The sequence below is a fragment of the Streptomyces sp. NPDC003327 genome (genome assembly GCF_053589515.1).
The window spans coordinates 21,379-40,501 of sequence record NZ_JBSFSA010000008.1; the positions used below are offsets into that span (position 1 = coordinate 21,379).

General features: G+C 72.0%; 15 protein-coding genes and 1 pseudogene. 7 read left to right on the forward strand and 9 right to left on the reverse strand.

The window, feature by feature from the left end; genetic code table 11:
- Window positions 1–479 precede the first annotated feature (479 nt).
- Together serS and ACWDVG_RS09740 are read left to right on the forward strand one after the other, a co-directional pair.
- Window positions 480–1,769 carry a serine--tRNA ligase gene (gene serS, locus ACWDVG_RS09735; protein ID WP_451697890.1) on the forward strand — a complete coding sequence of 430 codons (1,290 nt, stop codon included), beginning with the start codon at window positions 480–482 and terminating at the stop codon, window positions 1,767–1,769.
- Window positions 1,766–2,572 carry an HAD family hydrolase gene (locus ACWDVG_RS09740; protein ID WP_451697892.1) on the forward strand — a complete coding sequence of 269 codons (807 nt, stop codon included), beginning with the start codon at window positions 1,766–1,768 and terminating at the stop codon, window positions 2,570–2,572. Before serS ends, ACWDVG_RS09740 begins: the two co-directional genes overlap by 4 nt.
- A 179-nt stretch (window positions 2,573–2,751) precedes the next feature.
- Here ACWDVG_RS09740 and ACWDVG_RS09745 read toward each other — a convergent pair whose 3' ends face one another.
- The 6 genes from ACWDVG_RS09745 to ACWDVG_RS09770 form a co-directional block, all read right to left on the reverse strand.
- Window positions 2,752–3,459, reverse strand: coding sequence for a rhomboid-like protein (locus tag ACWDVG_RS09745; protein ID WP_451697894.1), 708 nt, complete (start codon window positions 3,457–3,459; stop codon window positions 2,752–2,754).
- Between the two features lie 99 nt (window positions 3,460–3,558).
- Complete coding sequence (lpdA, locus tag ACWDVG_RS09750; protein WP_451697896.1) at window positions 3,559–4,962, reverse strand: dihydrolipoyl dehydrogenase; 1,404 nt, start codon at window positions 4,960–4,962, stop codon at window positions 3,559–3,561.
- Window positions 4,963–5,129: 167 nt separating this feature from the next.
- Entirely contained in the window at window positions 5,130–5,849 is a 720-nt protein-coding gene (locus ACWDVG_RS09755) for an ABC transporter permease (protein WP_451697897.1), read from the reverse strand.
- Between the two features lie 14 nt (window positions 5,850–5,863).
- The gene (locus ACWDVG_RS09760) at window positions 5,864–6,775 is read right to left on the reverse strand and encodes an ABC transporter ATP-binding protein (RefSeq protein WP_451697899.1); all 912 of its coding nucleotides are present in this window, start codon (window positions 6,773–6,775) and stop codon (window positions 5,864–5,866) included.
- Window positions 6,772–7,674 carry an ABC transporter permease gene (locus ACWDVG_RS09765; RefSeq protein ID WP_451697901.1) on the reverse strand — a complete coding sequence of 301 codons (903 nt, stop codon included), beginning with the start codon at window positions 7,672–7,674 and terminating at the stop codon, window positions 6,772–6,774. The genes ACWDVG_RS09760 and ACWDVG_RS09765 overlap by 4 nt, the downstream gene beginning before the upstream one ends.
- On the reverse strand, window positions 7,671–8,636 hold the full coding sequence (locus ACWDVG_RS09770; protein ID WP_451698201.1) for an ABC transporter ATP-binding protein: 966 nt from the start codon (window positions 8,634–8,636) through the stop codon (window positions 7,671–7,673). The genes ACWDVG_RS09765 and ACWDVG_RS09770 overlap by 4 nt, the downstream gene beginning before the upstream one ends.
- 252 nt (window positions 8,637–8,888) lie before the next feature.
- Here ACWDVG_RS09770 and ACWDVG_RS09775 point away from each other — a divergent pair.
- From ACWDVG_RS09775 to ACWDVG_RS09795, 5 genes and pseudogenes are all read left to right on the forward strand, one after another.
- Window positions 8,889–9,734: pseudogene (locus tag ACWDVG_RS09775) on the forward strand (M24 family metallopeptidase).
- Entirely contained in the window at window positions 9,734–11,557 is a 1,824-nt protein-coding gene (locus ACWDVG_RS09780; RefSeq protein ID WP_451697903.1) for an SDR family oxidoreductase, read from the forward strand. Before ACWDVG_RS09775 ends, ACWDVG_RS09780 begins: the two are co-directional and overlap by 1 nt.
- A gap of 136 nt (window positions 11,558–11,693) precedes the next feature.
- Complete coding sequence (locus ACWDVG_RS09785) at window positions 11,694–12,644, forward strand: MerR family transcriptional regulator (RefSeq protein ID WP_451697905.1); 951 nt, start codon at window positions 11,694–11,696, stop codon at window positions 12,642–12,644.
- Between the two features lie 138 nt (window positions 12,645–12,782).
- Complete coding sequence (locus tag ACWDVG_RS09790) at window positions 12,783–13,325, forward strand: RNA 2'-phosphotransferase (RefSeq protein WP_451698203.1); 543 nt, start codon at window positions 12,783–12,785, stop codon at window positions 13,323–13,325.
- Between the two features lie 73 nt (window positions 13,326–13,398).
- Window positions 13,399–14,976 (forward strand): aldehyde dehydrogenase family protein, encoded by a 1,578-nt coding sequence (locus tag ACWDVG_RS09795; protein WP_451697907.1) that lies wholly within the window; start codon window positions 13,399–13,401, stop codon window positions 14,974–14,976.
- A 149-nt stretch (window positions 14,977–15,125) separates the two neighbouring features.
- Here the strand turns inward: ACWDVG_RS09795 and ACWDVG_RS09800 are convergent, their stop codons facing one another.
- From ACWDVG_RS09800 to ACWDVG_RS09810, 3 genes are read right to left on the reverse strand one after another with little or no spacing between them, the layout of a single operon-like run.
- Window positions 15,126–17,468: a M28 family peptidase gene (locus tag ACWDVG_RS09800; protein ID WP_451697908.1), complete on the reverse strand. Its 2,343-nt coding sequence runs from the start codon at window positions 17,466–17,468 to the stop codon at window positions 15,126–15,128.
- Window positions 17,469–17,492: 24 nt separating this feature from the next.
- Complete coding sequence (locus ACWDVG_RS09805; RefSeq protein ID WP_451697910.1) at window positions 17,493–18,380, reverse strand: alpha/beta fold hydrolase; 888 nt, start codon at window positions 18,378–18,380, stop codon at window positions 17,493–17,495.
- Window positions 18,377–19,123, reverse strand: coding sequence for a thioesterase II family protein (locus tag ACWDVG_RS09810; RefSeq protein WP_451697911.1), 747 nt, complete (start codon window positions 19,121–19,123; stop codon window positions 18,377–18,379). The genes ACWDVG_RS09805 and ACWDVG_RS09810 overlap by 4 nt, the downstream gene beginning before the upstream one ends.

Here is a 19,123-nt window from a genome sequence, read left to right on the forward strand (position 1 = left end):
CTGACCGACCGCTCCGGCCGCCGGGCCCGGTCGTCCACAGGTACGCATCAATAGTCCTACCTGCATACTTTTCGGTTACCCACAGAGGTTATCCACAGCCTCCGGGTCCGCCCTGGGGACAAGTCGACACCGCACCCCGACAAGGTCGACAAATCGCCCTGACCACCTCACCACCGCTTCGCGCCCGTCCACAGCGGCCGGCCGCCCACCACGTCAGCGATCCCCGCAGGACCCACTCGTTGGAGCGAGCAATTCCCACCTGAATGAGTGGGTCCATGGTGTTTGATCACGGAATTCCCAGGAGTGGCGAGCGAAATCCCCGTAACCTTCCTCGTAATCCACAGAACATCCGCACAGCCTGTGGATAACTGAATGGAGGGCCCCCGATCCCGGCATTCCCAAGGATCTCAATTCGGGCAAAACAACACGCTCGACCTTATCCGGCGAGGTCGGCGGAGCACGCCCGGTAGCCTGGTGGGGTGATTGACCTTCGCCTGCTCCGTGAGGACCCCGACCGTGTTCGCGCCTCCCAGCGCGCCCGTGGAGAGGACGTCGAGCTCGTCGACGCCCTGCTCTCCGCCGATGAGCGGCGCAGGTCGTCCGGCGTCCGCTTCGACGAGCTCCGATCCGAGCAGAAGGCGCTCGGCAAGCTGATCCCCAAGGCCTCCCCGGAGGAGCGCGCCACGCTCCTGCAGAAGGCCGAGCAGCTCAAGACCGACGTCAAGGCCGCCGAGGCCGAGCAGAACGAGGCCGACGAGACCGCCAAGCGGCTCCTCCTCCAGCTCGGCAACCTCGTCCACGAGGACGTTCCCGTCGGTGGCGAGGAGGACTTCGTCGTCCTCGAGACGCACGGCACCATCCGCGACTTCGCGGCCGAGGGCTTCGAGCCCAGGGACCACCTGGAGCTGGGCGAGGCGCTCGGCGCCATCGACGTCGAGCGGGGCGCCAAGGTCTCCGGCTCGCGCTTCTACTACCTGACCGGCGTCGGCGCCCTCCTGGAGCTGGCGCTCGTCAACGCGGCGATCGCCCAGGCCACCGAGGCCGGCTTCATCCCCATGCTGACCCCCGCGCTGGTCCGCCCGCGCGCCATGGAGGGCACCGGCTTCCTCGGCCAGGCCGCCGAGAACGTGTACCACCTGGAGAAGGACGACTACTACCTCGTCGGCACCTCCGAGGTCCCCCTCGCCGCGTACCACATGGACGAGATCATCGACGCCGACAAGCTGCCGCTGCGGTACGCGGGCTTCTCGCCCTGCTTCCGCCGCGAGGCCGGCACGTACGGCAAGGACACCCGGGGCATCTTCCGCGTCCACCAGTTCGACAAGGTCGAGATGTTCTCGTACGTCGCGCCCGAGGACGCGGAGAACGAGCACAAGCGGCTCCTGGAGTGGGAGAAGCAGTGGCTCACCTCGCTGGAGCTGCCGTTCCAGGTCATCGACGTCGCCACCGGTGACCTCGGCGCATCCGCCTCCCGCAAGTTCGACTGCGAGGCCTGGATCCCGACCCAGGGCAAGTACCGCGAGCTGACCTCGGCCTCCAACTGCGACAGCTTCCAGGCCCGCCGCCTCTCCGTCCGCATGCGCGACGAGCAGGGCGGCAAGAAGACGGTGCAGCCGCTGGCCACCCTGAACGGCACGCTCTGCGCCGTACCGCGCACGATCGTCGCGATCCTGGAGAACCACCAGCTCGCCGACGGTTCGGTGCGCGTCCCCGAGGTGCTGCGCCCCTACCTGGGCGGTCGTGAGGTCCTGGAGCCGATCGCCAAGTGAGCCGCTTCCCCTACCGCCTGGTCGCGACGGACCTCGACGGCACGCTGCTGCGGGCCGACGGGTCCGTCTCGGACCGCACCCGGGCCGCGCTCGCCGCCGCGACGGCCGCGGGCGCCGCGCACATCGTGGTCACCGGCCGGGCGGTGCCCTGGACGCGGCACATCCTCGACGACCTCGGCTACGAGGGGATCGCGGTGTGCGGCCAGGGCGCGCAGGTCTACCACGCCGGTGAGCACCGGCTGCTGACCTCGCTGACCCTGGACCGGCAGCTCGCCGGCCTCGCCCTGTCCAAGATCGAGGCGGAGGTCGGCCCGCTGGCCCTCGCCGCGAGCCGAGACGGCCTGGAGGGCGAGGTCCTGATGGGCCCCGGCTACCGGGCGCACGAGGGGCCGCTGCCGTACGTGCCGTACGAGGACCCGACGGAGATCTGGGCGGCGCCGCTCACCAAGCTGTACATCCAGCACCCGACGCTCTCGGACGACGAGCTGACCGGGCTCGCGCGCGAGACGGTCGGCGGGCTGGTGGACGTCGTCATGGCGGGCCCGGGGATCGTGGAGATCCTCCCGCTCGGCCTCAGCAAGGCGACCGGTCTCTCGCTCGCGGCGCGCCGGCTCGGCGTGAAGGCGGCGGAGACCATCGCCTTCGGCGACATGCCGAACGACATCCCGATGTTCGGCTGGGCGGCGCGGGGCGTGGCCATGGCCAACGCCCACGCGGAGCTGCGGGCGGTGGCCGACGAGGTGACCGCCTCCAACGAGGAGGACGGCATCGCGCTCGTCCTGGAACGCCTGCTGGCTCCCTGATCCCGGGCGCCCGCGCCGACGGCACACGCCCCCGGCGTACGCCCCTGCTGTACCCCTGCTGTACGTGCGAAGGCCCGCTCCCCCAGGGAGCGGGCCTTCGTCGGTCGCGGCCCGCGCGGACCGTGATCCGCGCGCTCGAAGCGGCCGCCACCGGGGGATCCCCCGTGTCCCCCGCACAACTAGTCTGCGCCCGGCCCCTGTTCGGGAGCGAACGGTTTTTCCCGTCCCGGAGGCCCCGGAGGCCCCGGAGGTCCCGGAGGTCCCGGAGGCACCGGCGGTCCCACGCGCCCCGGGGGCCCCGCGAGCCCCGGCGGCCCCGCACCCCGGGTCAGCGGAAAGCAGGCCAGGCCGATCGCGAGCGAGATCGCGTGCCCGAGGTCCGTGTACGTACGGTCGGCGAGCAGCGGTACGAGGAAGAGGGCCACCGCCCCGGCGAGGTAGAGCCACCGCCACGGCCGCGCGATCCGGTAGGTGAGGACGCCGGCGGAGGCGGCGAGCCCGTAGCTGACCCCGATGTCGACGACGTGGGTCATGCTGCGCGGCACGTCGTGGTCGCGGATCGCCAGGAGGACCACCTGCTGGCTGACGAGGGTCGCCGCGATGTGCGCGACGGCGACGGTGAAGAGCCACCGCAGGGTGCCGAGCCAGCGCTCCACGGGCGCGTGAAGGAGCTCGAAGAGCGCCGCGTAGAGCAGCAGGTCCGCCGGGTCCTCGATCCAGAAGGCGCTGCCCAGCAGGGCACGGACGGGATGGTGGGCGAGCTGGTGGAGATTGCTGCTGTTGCGGTGGAGGAGGTAGGAGTCCAGGCCGGCCGGTGCCAGCGCGAGGGCGAGGCTCGTGACCGCGATGACGGCGAGCCAGAGATGCGTACCGGGTGACGAACGCACCCACGACCTGATCGGTCGGGACGGTTCGCCACCCGGGGAGATGTCGCTCGGCACCTTCCAGTGCCTATCACCCGGACCTGTCGGGGCCCGGGAGGCCCCTCAGAAATTGATCATGTGTCCGGCGATGCCGTGGATCGCTTCCTTGACGGCCTCGCCGAGGGTCGGGTGCGCGTGGACGTTCCGCGCGACCTCGTGGACCGTGAGGTCCCACTGCTGGGCCAGGGTCAGCTCGGGCAGCAGCTCGGTGACGTCCGGGCCGATCAGGTGGGCGCCGACGATCTCGCCGTACTTCGCGTCGGCGACGATCTTCACGAAGCCGGTGGAGTCGCCGAGGCCGTGCGCCTTGCCGTTCGCCATGAACGGGAACTTGGCGACCTTGACGTCGTACCCCTTCTCGCGGGCCTGCGCCTCCGTGTAGCCGAAGCTGGCGATCTGCGGCTGGCAGTAGGTGGCGCGCGGGATCATCGCGTAGTCGAGCTCCATGGTCTCGGCGTCCGCGATGGTCTCGGCGGCGATGACGCCCATGGCCTCGGCGGTGTGCGCGAGCATGAGCTTCGCGGTGACGTCGCCGATGGCGTAGATGTGCGGGACCGAGGTGCGGGCGCGGCCGTCGACCTCGATGGCGCCGCGATCGGTGAGGGCGACGCCGGTGTTCTCCAGGCCGTAGCCCGAGACGTTCGGGGCGAAGCCGATGGCCTGCAGGACCTTGTCGGCCTCCAGGACCTTGCTCGCGCCGTCCTTGCCGGTGACGGTGACGCGGACCTGCGGGCCGGACTCGTCGATGGCCTCGACGCGGGTCGAGGTGAGGACGTCGATGCCGAGCTTGCGGTACTGCTTGGCGAGCTCCTTCGAGACCTCCTCGTCCTCCAGCGGGGCCATCCGGTCGAGGAACTCGACGATGGTGACCTTGGTGCCGTAGTTGTTCAGCACGTACGCGAACTCGATGCCGATCGCGCCGGCGCCCGCGATGACGATCGACTTCGGGGCGTCCTCGGCGAGGATCTGCTGCTCGTACGAGACGACGCGGTCGCTCAGGGAGGTGCCGGGGAGCAGGCGCGGGGAGGCGCCGGTGGCGATGATGCAGTTGTCGAAGGTGATCGTCTGCGTCGTGCCGTCCGACTTCGCCACCTGGAGGGTGTTCGCGTCGAGGAAGGTGCCCCGGCCGTCGAACTCGGTGATCCCGTTCTTCTTCATGAGGAAGTGGACGCCCTTGACGCGGCCGTCCGCGACCGTGCGGCTGCGACGGTAGGCGTCGCCGTAGTCGAAGGTGACCGTGCCGTCGACCTTGATGCCGAAGGTCTTGGCCTCGTGGTTGAAGATGTGGGCGAGCTCGGCGTTGCGCAGCAGCGCCTTGGTGGGGATGCAGCCGACGTTCAGGCAGACACCGCCCCAGTACTTCTCCTCGACGACCGCGACCCGCTTGCCCAGCTGGGCGGCGCGGATGGCGGCGACGTAGCCGCCGGGGCCAGCTCCGAGTACGACGACGTCGAAGCGGTCTGACATGACTGACTCCCGAGGTGGTGAGGGTGTTCGGTCCACGTACGAGTCCACGTACGGCCCCACAGTAGTCCCGTGTCCCTCCGGGGCCCGGCGTCGGCCGCCCGTGACCGGACCGTCCGGGACGGTCCGGTCACGGTGACGGGCGACGGCGGGCGGAACCCCCCGGGCCGCTACTCCTCGCCGGCGAGCGTGAGGGTCCGGAGCTTGTGGCCGGCGAACCAGGTGGCCGCGACCGTGACGGCGACGAGCAGCACCGAGGCCGTCGGAAGGGCCACGTCCGAGCTGATCAGGCCCTCTCCGGTGACCTTCTCCGCGAGGGCGAGCGCCCACTGCTGCACGCTCAGGGTCCGGGCGCCCGCGATGAGGGAGCCGAACAGGGTCTCCCAGACGAGGGCGTAGACCAGACCGATGACCACCGCGTGCCGGCTGACCGTGCCCAGCAGCAGGAACAGCGCGCTGTACGCGATGGAGGCCACCAGGGCGGCGACGGTGTAGGCGACGGCGACCTGCTGGCCGTTGCCGTTGAGGATGAACCCGGCGATCAGCGTCGGGACGGCGGAGAAGACCATCGTCACCGCGATCGCGACGATCAGCTTGGTGAGGATGATCGTGGGCCGCTTCACCGGCTTCGACAGCAGGTAGACGATCGAGCCGTCGTCGATCTCGGGGCCGATGGCGCCCGTGCCGGCGATGACGCCGATCAGCGGCACCATCGTGGCGAGCGCGAAGCCGCCCAGGACGTCGGCGGCGACCTGGTCGTCGGCGCCGTTGAGGAAACGGATGGCGGCGGCGATGACCAGCAGCATCGCGGGCAGCAGGAAGAGGATCGCGGCCCTGCGGCGGCCCAGGAGGGCCCGGTAGGTGAGCCGGGCGACGGTGGGGTTGTACATCGGTCAGGCTCCTTTCAGGCCGCGACGAGGTACGAGAAGACCGATTCGAGGGACTCGTCGGAGGGCGAGACCGTGAGCAGGCGGATGCCCCGCTCGCGCGCGACCTTCGGCAGCAGCTCCGTGAAGCGCCCGAAGTCGACGGCCTGGATGCGCAGTCCGCCCTCCACGTGGTCGACCTCGATGCCGGCCGTGGACGGGTCGGCGATCAGTGCGGCGGCCAGCGCCCGGTCGTCGCTGGAGCGGACGAGGTAGCGGTGCGGCCGGTCCGTCATGAGACGGCGGATCCGGCGGAAGTCGCCGGAGGCCGCGTGGCGGCCGGCCACGATCACCTCGATGTGCGAGGCGAGCTGCTCGACCTCCTCCAGGATGTGCGAGGAGAACAGGACCGTGCGTCCCTCGGCGCCCATCCGCCGCAGCAGGTCCATGAGCTGCATGCGCTGCCGCGGGTCCATGCCGTTGAACGGCTCGTCGAGCAGGAGCACGGACGGCTCGTGGACGAGGGCCGAGGCCATCTTCACGCGCTGCCGCATGCCCTTGCTGTACGTGGAGATGCGCCGGTCCTGGGCGTACTCCATCTCCACCGTGGCGAGCGCCCGTTGCGCCTCCGCGTCGCCGAGGCCCTGCAGCTCGGCGTTGGCGACGACGAACTCCCGGCCGGTGAGGAAGTCGTACATGGCCTCCCGCTCGGGGACGACGCCGATCTGCCGGTAGACCGACTCGTTCCGCCAGATCGTCTGCCCGTCGAGGGTGACGGTGCCGGTGGAGGGGTCGAGGAAGCCGCCCAGCATGTTGATGAGCGTGGACTTGCCCGCGCCGTTGGGGCCGAGGAGGCCGGTGACGCCCGGGCCGATGGACATCGTGACGTCGTTGACCGCGACGACGTTGCCGAACCAGCGCGAGACGTGGTCGATGTGGAGCGTGGTCACAGCCCGACCTTTCGGTAGCGGCGCATCAGGACGCCGTACGAACCGGCGATCAGCGCGAGGACGACGAGGAGGTAGACCACGCCGACACCGGCGCCCGGGCCGCCGAGCTCGGGGAACATGGGCGGTGCACCGAGGAACGCGGTCTGCACGCCGTCGACGAGGGTGATCGGCGAGAACAGGCCGATCCACTCGATGGCGCCCGTGTTCTCCGTGGCGTAGGCGATGCCCATGAGGGTGGAGACCGCGCCGTACGAGATGGTGAGGACCGCGATCACGGCGGCGACGCCGAAGCCGCGGCGCGGGGTGAGGGCCGCCATGACGAGACCGATGCCGCCGAAGAGCAGCGACAGCAGCAGTACGGAGACGAGTCCCTGCCCGAGCATCTTGGTCTGCTCGGCGAAGTCCATCTTGGCGAGCAGCGAGCCGATCCACATGATCAGCAGCGGAGCGGCGGTGAGGACGAAGAGCGCCGAGGCCATCGCGCCGTACTTGGCGAGGACGTAGTCCCCGCGCTCGATCGGACGTGAGAAGTACAGCGGCACCGTCCGGAACCTCAGGTCGCGCGAGACGGACTGCGGCGCCTGGGAGGCGAGGTAGATGCCGATGACGACCTGGAGGTAGATCGCGTACTGGGTGTACTCGATCGACAGCTTGGACTGCTTTCCGACGACCGCGACGGCGACGATGATCAGCGCCGGGACGCACATCACCGCGAAGAGCAGCATCGGCAGCACCTTGGACTTGGCGCTGCGGCCGAGGCCGTAGGCCCCGCGCAGGGACTGCGAGAAGAGCGAGCGGCGCGCGTAGGCGCGGCCCAGGCGGGGGCCTTCGTAGGAGCGGTAGCCGATGTTGTGGATGCGGCTGGTGTCCGGAGCGGCCTTGGGGGTGTGGGTGCTCATCGGGCCGGCACCTCCTCGTGCTGCGGGGCGCCCTCGGGGCGGAAGACCTCGGCGATGTGGTGGCGGCGCTGCTCCATGCGGACGAGACCGAGGCCGAGTCCGGCGACGGTGTCCCGCACGATGTCGTACGTCTCCTCGCCCGCCGCCTCCAGGAGCAAGATGTGGCCGGCGCCGGGGAGTCCCTCCTCCAGGCCCTCGTGGAGCGTGACACCGGCCTCGGTGAGGGCGGCGCGGAGCGCCGCGGTGCCGTCGGGGTGGGTGTCGGAGTCGGTGACCTCGACCGCCACCGTGGTGGTGGTGCGGGTGAAGTCGCTGGTGGAGCTGGAGCGGAGCAGCCGCCCGCCGTCGATGACGACGACGTGGTCGCAGGTGCGCTCCAGCTCGCCGAGGAGGTGCGAGGTGACGAGGACGGAGATGCCGAAGTCGGTCCAGACCCGGCGGATCAGGCCGAGCATCTCGTCGCGGCCGACGGGGTCGAGGCCGTTCGTCGGCTCGTCGAGGAGGACCAGCTGGGGGTCGTGGACGAGGGCCTGCGCGAGCTTCACGCGCTGCTTCATGCCGGTGGAGTAGCCGCCGATGGGGCGGTAGCGCTCCTCGTACAGACCGACGTGGCGCAGGGTGTCGGCGGTCCGCTCCCGGGCGGCGGTCGCGGGCAGCCCGGACATCCGCGCCATGTGCACGACGAACTCGGTCGCCGAGACGTCCGGCGGGAGGCAGTCGTGCTCCGGCATGTAGCCGACGCGCTCGCGGATCCGGGCGCCGGAGGTGGAGACGTCGAGGCCGAGGACCTCGGCGCGTCCCTCCGTGGCGGGGGCCAGTCCGAGCAGGATTTTGATCATCGTGGACTTGCCGGCTCCGTTGGCACCCACCAGTCCGGTCACACCGGGCCCGATGTCCAGGGAGAGCCGGTCGAGAGCGGTCACCCGGGGGAACCGCTTGCTGAGGCTTTCGGTGGCGATCACAGTCACGCTTCGACGGTAGTGGTGTGCGCCACAGCGGTCGTCAGCCCAACGGCTCGTCCCTTCTCCGACTTCCGGAGTACAAGCCCGTAGGGGCGCCACGACCGAAGTCGTTTTCCACAGGCCGGTTCGCGGGCCGTTGTCCACAGGTCCGCGTCCGACCCCTTGACGCAGCCTCCGGTCATTGTCACATTCATCAGTGTCAGGTTACGGACGCGTAGGGCGACCGGACGCTCACACGGGACGGCGGGTGGCATGGCCTCAGCAGTGACGGGTGAACTCTCGGCGGAGCTGCGGGGGTTCAGTGAAGTACAGCGGCTCTCCTACGCCTGCGCGGAGGCCGTCGCGGCCCGGCTCAGGCCGGGCGTGACCGAGCGCGAGGCCGCCCGGATGCAGCGGGAGTGGCTGTACGAGCGGGGGGTCAGGGACTGGTTCCACCGGCCCTTCGCGTGGTTCGGGGACCGCACCGCCTTCGTCGACTTCAGGATCCCCCTGCAGTTCTTCCCGACGAACCGGCGCCTGGAGGCGGGGATGCCCTTCATCCTCGACATGGCCCCGGTGCACAAGGGCTTCACGGCGGACATCGGCTACAGCGGCTGCCTCGGCCTCAACCCGGTGCACGACAAGCTGCTCGCCGACCTGAGGGAGCACCGCGAGCTGATCCTGCGCGCGGTGCGCGAGCGCCGCACCCTGCGCGAGATATACGAGGACGTGGACCGGCTCATGGTCCGCCAGGGGTACGCCAACCGGCACCGGGCCTACCCCTTCGGCGTCATCGCCCACAAGATCGACCGGGTGAAGGAGCGCCGCTGGTCGCCGACCCTGTTCGGGTTCGGCACCCAGTCCCTGAAGGGCCTGGCGAGCGACGCCCTGCACGGTCACCGGGACGGCTGGTCACCGCTGTGGTCCCCGTACCGTTTCTCCGACCACCCGCCCGTGCCGGGGCTGTGAGCGGTCGAGCCGCACCTCGGTTTCCGGGGGACGGGCGCGAAGTTCGAGGAGATCCTGGTGGTCACCGACTCGAAGGACCCCGAGCAGAGCGCGTTCTGGCTGGACGACGACCTGCCGCACGTGCGGCGGTGGAACGAAGGAGCGGTCTGATGGCGGGCGTGGGAAGCGACAGGCGCGGCACAGCCGGGCTCGGCGAGGTGCGGGAGCGCTGGGTCCGCACGGGCGGGATCGAGCTGTGCGTCGCCGAGCTGGGCGACGCGGACCGGCCGACGGTGGTGCTCGTCCACGGCTACCCGGACTCCAAGGAGGTCTGGTCGGAGGTCGCGACCCGGCTCGCCGAGGAGTTCCACGTCGTGCTGTACGACGTCCGGGGCCACGGCCGGTCGACGGCGCCCGCCCCGCTGCGCGGCGGGTTCACCCTGGAGAAGCTGACCGACGACTTCCTGGCGGTCGCCGACGCGGTCAGCCCGGACCGGCCCGTCCACCTCGTCGGCCACGACTGGGGCTCCGTGCAGTCCTGGGAGTTCGTCACCGTGGCCCGCACCGAGGGCCGGATCGCCTCCTTCACCTCGATGTCGGGGCCGTCCCTCGACCACTTCGGGCACTGGATCAAACAGCGGATGACGCGGCCCACCCCCCGCCGGGTCGGCCAGCTCCTCGGTCAGGGCGCCAAGTCCTGGTACGTGTACCTGCTGCACACGCCCGTGCTGCCCGAGCTGGCCTGGCGGGGCCCGCTGGGCAAGCGCTGGCCGAAGATCCTGGAGCGGGTCGAGGGGGTCCCGGCCGGCGACTACCCGACGCCGTCGCTCCCGAGTGACGCGTCGCACGGCGCCTGGCTCTACCGGGACAACGTCCGGGCCCGACTCCGCAGGCCGCGGCCCGACGCGTACGCGCACGCGCCCGTGCAGCTGATCACGCCGACCGGGGACGCGTTCCTCTCCGAGCGGCTCTACGACGACCTGGGCGGCTGGGTGCCGGAGCTGACCCGGCGGACGCTGCCGGCCAAGCACTGGGTGCCGCGGACCCGCCCGGACCAGCTGTCGGCCTGGATCACCGAGTTCGTCAGGACGCACGAGGACCCGGCGACGCGCGCGCCGAAGCCGGTCGTGGCGACGGCGGCGAAGAGCGGCGTGAAGCCGGAGTACGCGGAGCGGTTCGGCGGCCAGCTGGTTCTGGTGACGGGGGCGGCGAGCGGCATCGGGCGGGCCACCGCCTTCGCCTTCGCGGAGGCCGGCGCCCGGGTCGTGGCGGTGGACCGGGACGCCGACGGCGCGGCCCGTACGGCGGAGATGGCCCGGCTGATCGGTGCGCCGGAGGCCTGGGGCGAGACCGTCGACGTCTCCGACGAGCAGGCGATGGAGAAGCTGGCGGCGAAGGTGGCCGCCGACTACGGGATCGTCGACGTCCTGGTCAACAACGCGGGCATCGGGCTCACCGGCTCCTTCTTCGACACGACGAGCGAGGAGTGGAAGCGGCTCCTGGACGTGAACCTGTGGGGTGTGATCCACGGGTGCCGGGTGTTCGGCGGGCAGATGGCGGAGCGCGGCCAGGGCGGGCACATCGTGAACACGGCGTCGGCGGCGGCCTTCCAGCCCTCCCGGGCACTGCCCGCGTACAGCACGTCGAAGGCGGCGGTGCTGATGCTCAGCGAGTGCCTGCGGGCCGAACTGGCGGGGCGGGGCATCGGTGTCTCCGCGATATGCCCCGGCATCGTCAACACCAACATCACCGCGACCACGCGGTTCGCCGGGGTCACGGACACGGCCGAGGAGAAGCGGCGCCAGAAGAAGGCCACGCGCCTCTACGGCCTGCGGAACTATCCGCCGGAGAAGGTGGCGGACGCGATCCTGGCCGCGGTGCTGCACGACCGGGCCGTGGTCCCGGTGACACCGGAGGCCCGGGGCGTCCACCTCCTGTCACGGCTCAGCCCGGGGGCGCTGCGGGCGTTCGCACGCTGGCAGCCGCCGGCGTAGGGCGTGGGAGGCCCGAGGGGGCGGGCCCGCCGGGGGCGGTCGTACGATCGCTTTCCAGACACCCCCGGAGGGCCCCGACACCCCCGGAGGGCCCCGGGCGCCGCGGGGTGAGGGAAGCGGTCGGGTGGGAGCGGTTTTGTCCGAGCAGTCAGCAGCGCAGCCGGAGTACCGGATCGAGGATCTCGCCCATCACAGCGGGGCCACGGTCCGGACGATCCGCGCCTACCAGGACCGCGGTCTGCTGCCCCGCCCGGAGCGCCGGGGCCGGTCCAACGTGTACGGGGACGCGCACCTGGCACGGCTGCGGCAGATCGCCGACCTCCTCGACCGGGGCTACACGCTGGCGTCGATCAAGGAGCTGCTGGAGGCCTGGGACACGGGCCGAGGACTCGGGGGGGTCCTCGGTCTGGTCGCGGAGGTCCACGGTCCGTGGACGGACGAGCAGGCGGACCGGATCTCCCGGGCCGAGCTGGACGCCCGCTTCGGCGGCACGCCCGACGACGACGCGATCCGGGAGGCGGTGGAGCTCGGGGTGCTGGAGCGGCTCCCCGGGCGGGAGACGGAGGAGTACCTCGTACCGAGTCCCCAGGAGCTGGCGGTGGCGGCCGAGTTGTACGCGGCCGGGGTTCCGCTTCCCGCAATCACCGGACACCTGAGGGAACTTCGGGAGCAGGTGGAGCACATCGCTTCGCGGTTCCTGGAGTTCACGACCGAGCACGTCTTCGTGCGCTACCTGGAGCACCGGCCGCCGACGGACGACGACGCCGCCGAGGCAGCGACCATGGTCCGGCGGCTGCGGCCGCTCGCCCAGCAGACGGTCGACGCGGAACTGGCCCGCGCGATGCGCTTGTTGGCGACCCGGCACCTCCAGTCGCACCTGTCGCCCGACGGGCCCCCGGCGAGGGAGGACGAGCCACGCCCGGTGCCCCTCCCGGCCGCGACGATTCGCGCCGTGCAGAGCCTGGTTGGAGCGGAAGGCGTGGCCGCGTTCGTCACCGCGGCAACGGAACGAGAGCTCAACAAAAGGACATTGGACACCCTCGCGTCAAACCACATGAAGGAGCGCAATATTGATCAAATGCCCTGACCGGCACGGCCAGTTGTCCACAGAAAAGCCAACGCGCTTGTGGATAACTCCACTTGGTTGTGGATCAAACATCAGGGCCGCAATTCGTTGGACCGGGCCTGCGGGCTCCGCCATCCTGAGCACATGAGCCGCGAACCGATGGACGAGCGCCGCACGGTGAAGGTCTCGAAGTACCTCTCCAAGCACCTGCGCCACCAGCCCGAGCGCATCGGCCTGGTCCTCGACCCGCAGGGCTGGACCGAGATCGACGCGCTCCTGCGCGCCATGGCCGCGCACGGGTTCCCGATCACCCGCGCCGAACTCGACCACGTCGTCGCGTCCAACGACAAGAAGCGGTTCGCCGTCGACGGGACCCGCATCCGGGCCAGCCAGGGCCACACCGTGGCCGTGGACCTCGACCTGCCCGCCGCGGAGCCACCCGCGTACCTCTACCACGGGACGGTCGCCGACCGGCTTCCCGCGATCCGGGCGGAGGGACTGCGGCCCATGACCCGCCACGACGTGCACCTCTCCCCCGACCGGGAGACCGCGACCCGGGTCGGCGCGCGCCGAGGGCGGCCGGTCGTGCTGAGCGTCGACGCCGGCGCCATGCACCGGGCCGGACACGTCTTCCGCGTCAGCGCCAACGGGGTGTGGCTGACCGCCGCCGTGCCACCGGAGTTCATCCGCTTCCCCGCCTGACGCTCCGGCCGGGTCCGCCGAAGGCCGACGGTTATACTCGCGCCCGCATTCGACATGGTGAGAGGAATTCCAGGTGGCGGGCACGACTGCGCTGAACTCGGTGATCGACGGCAAGGAGATCGACGGGGGCGGCGTCACCCACACGTCCCGCAACCCGGCCCGCCTGAGCGACGTCGTCGCCGAGGTCCGGCTGGCCGAAGCGGAAACCTTCCAGCAGGCCTGCGCGGCGGCCCGCGAGGCCCAGCGCGCCTGGGCCCGGGTGCCCGCCCCCGTGCGCGGCCAGGTCGTCGGCGCCTTCGGCCGCCTCGTCCAGGCCAACAAGGAGAGCCTCGCCCGGCTCGTCACCCGCGAGGTGGGCAAGACGTACGCCGAGGCCCTGGGCGAGGTCCAGGAGATCATCGACACCTGCGAGTTCTTCCTCGGCGAGGGCCGACGGCTCTACGGCCACACCGTGCCGTCGGAGATGCCCGACAAGCAGCTCTTCACCTTCCGCGAGCCGGTCGGCGTCGCCGTCATCGTGACCGCGGGCAACTTCCCGGTGGCCGTGCCGTCCTGGTACCTGGCCCCCGCGCTGCTGTGCGGCAACGCCGTGGTGTGGAAGCCCGCCGAGTACGCGGCGGCGACCGCGCGCGCCCTGGCGGAGCTCGCCTGGCGGGCGGGCGTCCCGGCCGGCGTCCTCAACCTGGTCTACGCCGACGGCGAGACCGCCTTCGAGGGCCTGGACGCCGCGCTCTCCCGCGGCCTCGTCGACAAGGTCGGCTTCACCGGCTCGACCGAGGTCGGCCGACGGATCGGCGAGCTGTGCGGCCGCCACCTCCAGACGCCGTGCCTGGAGCTCGGCGGCAAGAACCCCATGGTCATCGCGCCGGACGCGGACCTCGACCTGGCCGTGCAGGCCGCGCTCTTCTCCGGCTTCGGCACGGCGGGCCAGCGCTGCACCTCGCTCGGCACCGTGATCGCGCACGAGGACGTGCACGCGGAGTTCGTGCGCCGCTTCGCCGAGGCGGTGCGGACCGCGCCGGTGGGCGAGCCGTCCGGGGACGTCGTCTACGGCCCGCTGCTCGACGAGAAGTTCGCGCGCGGCTACGAGGCCACGCTGGGCTGGATCGAGGACCACCACACGGTGCTCGGTTCGAGCGCCGTCGGCCGGATCACGGCCGAGTCGCCCAGGGAGGGCTTCGTCGGCGACCCGTCGGACGGCCTGTACTACCACCCCGTGCTGGTGGACGGCGTCCGTCCCACCGACCGGATCTTCCTGGAGGAGACCTTCGGGCCGATCGTCGGCGTGACCACGTACCGGACGCTCGACGAGGCCGTCGAGCTGGCCAACACCCCGGGGTACGGGCTCTCCGCCGCCGTCTGGACCAGCGACCCGGCCACCGCGTTCCGCTTCCGGCAGGGCGTCGGCGCGGGCATGGTCAGCGTCAACAACTCCACCTCGGGCGCGGAGGCGCACCTGCCGTTCGGCGGCAACGGCAAGTCCGGCAACGGCAGCCGCCAGTCCGGCGTGTGGGTGCTCGACCAGTTCACCCGCTGGCAGTCGATGAACTGGGACTTCTCCGGTTCGCTGCAGAAGGCCCAGATGGACGTGACGACCGTCGAGGCGGACCTGGAGTACAGGCTGCCGGAGTCGTGGACCGAGGGCGTCTGACCCGACGGGACCGACCCGACGGACCTGACCCGACGGATCCGACCCGACGGACCCGACCGACGGACCCGACCCGACGGACCCGACCCGACGGAGCAAGCCGGGGGCGGTGGTCCCGTTCCACCGCCCCCCGGCAGCCCGCGGTCTCCCCGTCAGGACCGGGGATCGGCGTACGTCCGGGTGACGAGCGTCCGGGCGTGGCCCACCGTCCACTCCGGCAGGGCCGCGAGGGCCCGTCCTGCGTCCTCGCCGGCCGTCAGGAACACCTGGTCGACCTGGATCTCGACCGGCCCCGTGCGCTCGACGGTCACCGTGTGGCCGTCGAAGCGGCCGACGACGTCGATCACCGCCTCGTCGGAGGCGAACGGCCGGCCGCCGACGGAGAGGCCGGGGCCCTTCACCGTGACCCTGATCAGCTGGGCGCGGTTCGCGCCGATCGTGATCGTGACGGGGGCCCGCGGACCGGCGGTGCCGAAGGCGACGGTCCCCTCCGGCACGGTCACCCTCCGCGCCGACAGGGCGCCGTCCCGGACCCGGAGACCGGTGTCCGCCGCGACCCGGTCCACGAGCCCCAGGGCCTCGGGCGTGAGGTGGTCGCGCGCCTCCAGGACGATCCGCGGCTCCTTCCCGTCGGTCTGCTCCTGGAAGAGGCTGACCATCTTGGGGTGCGCGGCGTCGTACGGCGAGGCGAACCCGGTGACGAGGAGTCCGCAGGCGGCGTACGCGGCGAGGCCGAGGAACGACCGGCGCGGCGGCCGCCCGGCGTGGGCCGCGAACGGCGCGAGGAGCAGCGCCAGCGGTACGGCGACCAGCACGGCGGCCACCGCGAGGAACGCGTCCGCCGGGATCGCGGTGGGCAGCCGGCCCATCATCGGCACCGCCAGCTCGAAGAGGTTCCGGGTGAACTGGGCGATCAGCACGAACGACACGAACGTGCCCGCCAGGAGCGGTACGGCCCGCCAAAGACCCGGCAGGAGCAGGCAGCCGGCGATCGAGACGGCCAGCAGGGCGGCGGCGACCCACAGCAGGTAGCCGGGCCCGACGCCCAGCCAGGCCGTGACCGCGCCGAGCAGGCCGATGGCGAGGGCGTTGCCGAGCAGGGCGGTGCGCGCCGCCGCCCGCCGGGCCCCCTCGGCGTCCCCGTACGGTGACTGTCCGGCCGCCGCCTCCCGGCGGCGGCGCCTGCGGGCGAGCAGCAGCTGGGGGGCGAGCGCGCCGAGGACGACGAGCGGCAGGGTGAACCCGTACACCAGCCACGGGTGCGCGAACCAGGCGTGCGGGCCGGCGAGCGACTGGGCGGCCCCCACCAGGACGCCCGTGAGCAGCGCGGCGGGCAGGGCGAGCAGGGCGGCGCCGACGGTGGCGGCCACCCGGGCGGCCCGGATGCCCCAGACCCGGCAGGCCCGGTGGGTGAGCGCGGCCAGGGCGAGCAGCACCGCGAGGGTGCCGATCTCGACGAACAGCGGGTCGAGGGTCACCCACCAGCGGGACAGGACGTCGAAGTAGTAGGGGGCGGGCGTCCGGTCGTCGAGGTCGGCGGTCCCCGCGACGTCGGAGGCGAAGCGGACGGTCAGGTCGGTGACCGCCTGCGCGGAGCCGGACTCGATCCCGGCGACCCGGTCGTTCGGCGTGTGGTAGCGGTAGCCGTCCTCGAAGAGGGCGAAGTCGAGGCCCGACCAGCCCTGGGCCCGCCACACCCGGCTGTCGGTGTCGGAGTTGATCAGACCCGCCTGGAACAGCCACTGGCCGAGGACGGAGCCGTACGGCCGCTCGGTGTTGCCGGCCAGCTCGATCAGCCGGCCGTCTTCCTCGCCCGCCTGGAAGAGGACGGGCAGACCGCCCGAGCCGACGGCCTCCAGGTTCAGGAACCAGCGGACGTCCGCGGCCCAGGGGTGGCGGGTGAACGCGTCGGCCCCGGTGAGACCGACCTCCTCACCGCCGTTGAACAGGTAGATCACCGTGCGCCCGTGGTCCTGTCCGGCCAGCTGCCGCGCGGCCTGGATCGCCGCGCCGACGTTGACGCCGTCGTCGGCGGCGCCGGGGCCCTCCATCGCCGAGTCCACGTGGACGTTCACCAGGAGGGCGTCGCGCGAGGCGCCGGGCTGCCGGGCGATCACGTTCTCGACGGCGTAGTCGACGGCCCGGTCGTGGAAGCGGTACGAGCCGGTGGCCCGCTGCCGTTCCACCTCCAGGCCCTCGATCGCCTCCAGGTCGCGGGCGACGATGTCGAGGCCGGCCGCCACCTCGGGGCTCGCGGCGACGTGCGGGCCGAGGTCCTCCAGCCGCTGGGCGGTGGCCAGCGCGCCGATGCCGGCCTCCCCGTCCGGTGCCGGGCGGGTCGCTCCGTACGCCAGGACGAAGGAGACGACCAGGAGCAGGCCAAGGGCCCCCCACGTCGCGACGAACCGCCCCGCACCGGTCCGGGACGCCGGGGCGTCCGTCGGGCGCGGGCGGGGCGGCGGCGCGTCCACCGCGCGCGGCCGGGTCTTCAGCATGCTCACCTCAGGGCCTCTCTCTCGTCATTCCGCCGTCTGCGGGTGCTGCCGCAACCCGGTCCACCAGGCGCGCAGTTCACGGGCGACCGTGTCGCCGCGCTCCAGGGTGAGCGCGTGTGCCGCGTCCGGGACCGTCACCAGCGCGGCCTGCGGGCAGTCGCTCTCGACCGCCCGCGCCATGGCCCGCATGCCGACGGTGTCGGCCTCGCCGACCAGGACCCGCACCGGGCAGCGCAGCTCCGCCAGCCGGTCGGCCGCGGGCTCGGCCTTCACGAAGCCCGGGGTGTCCTTCTGCTGCACGTAGTTGAGGCGCGTCATCTCGGCGACCGCCTCGCGGATCGCGGCCCGCTCCCGCGCGGGCTCGCGGCCCGGGCCGTCGACGAACAGCCGCAGCTCGTGCCCGATCAGCTCCTCGACCGCACGGGCGGTGTCGGCCGGCTCGGACGCGTCCCAGGCCTCCTCGGCCGCCTCGACGGCGTCGTACAGCGGCCGCTCCTCGTCCGCGACCGGAGTGTCGTAGCCGGAGACGTCGGGGGCGAGCAGGAAGAGGCCGCGGACCCGCTCGGGATGGGCGAGCGCGAAGTCGATCGCGAGGCGGGCGCCCCGGGACTCGCCCACGAGCACCGCGGACTCCAGGCCGTAGGCGTCGAGGACGGAGCCGAGGTCGTCGAGGTCGGAGAACTCGCCGTCCAGCTCGGTCGTGGACCGGCCGAAGCAGCGGCAGTCGTAGGCGACACCGAACACCTCGTCGTCGAGCTCCCGCATCAGCGGGGCCCACATGTCGGCGTGGGCGATGCCGGAGTGGATCAGGACGGCGGCGGGGCGGTCGGGCGCACCGGTGCTCAGGGTGCGGAGCGTTCCGCCGGGCACGGTGATGTGACGGGTTTCGATGGTGGGCGTTTCCATGGTCATACTCCGATGGGGTGCGGGTGGTCGTCGAGCGACCGTTCATGGCAGCTGATCACGAACTCCGCGACGTCCCGGGCGTGCCGCAGCAGGTACATGTGACCGCCGTGCCACGTCCGGACCGGGCAGTCGCCCTCCACGAGGGACGCCCAGGCCGCGAGGCCCTCGACGGGCACGCCGGGGTCGTCGGTGCCGCCGAGGGCGGCCGTCCGCGCCGAGAGCGGGCCGCCGTCCTCGTACCGGTAGCCCATGGCCATCCGGTAGTCGGCGCGCAGGCCGGGCAGGACGAGTTCGAGCAGGTCGGGCTGGTCGAAGAACTCCGGTGGCGCCACCCCGTGCGAGCGGAGGTTGGCGAGGATCTCGGCGTCCGTGGGCGCGGTGCGCGGGGGCAGCGCGTGCGGCGCGACCATCCCGGACACGACCAGGCAGCGGACGGGGAGCAGCCGTTCCTGGAGCCGTCGGGCGACGTCGTACGCGACGAGCGAGCCGAAGCTGTGCCCGAACAGCGTGGTGGGCCGCGGGTCCGCGGAGAGTTCGTCGACGAGGGTGCCGACGAGCAGCTCCAGGTCCTCGATGGGCTCCTCCAGCATGCGGTGTTCGCGTGCGGGCAGGTCGGGCGCCCACAGTTCCACCTCGGCGGGGAGCCACCCGGTCCAGCTCTCGTAGACCGTCCCGTTGCCGCCCGCGTAGGGCAGACAGACGATCCTGCTGGTTCCTTCACCGGCGCTGAGCCTTCTGAGCAGGGTCAT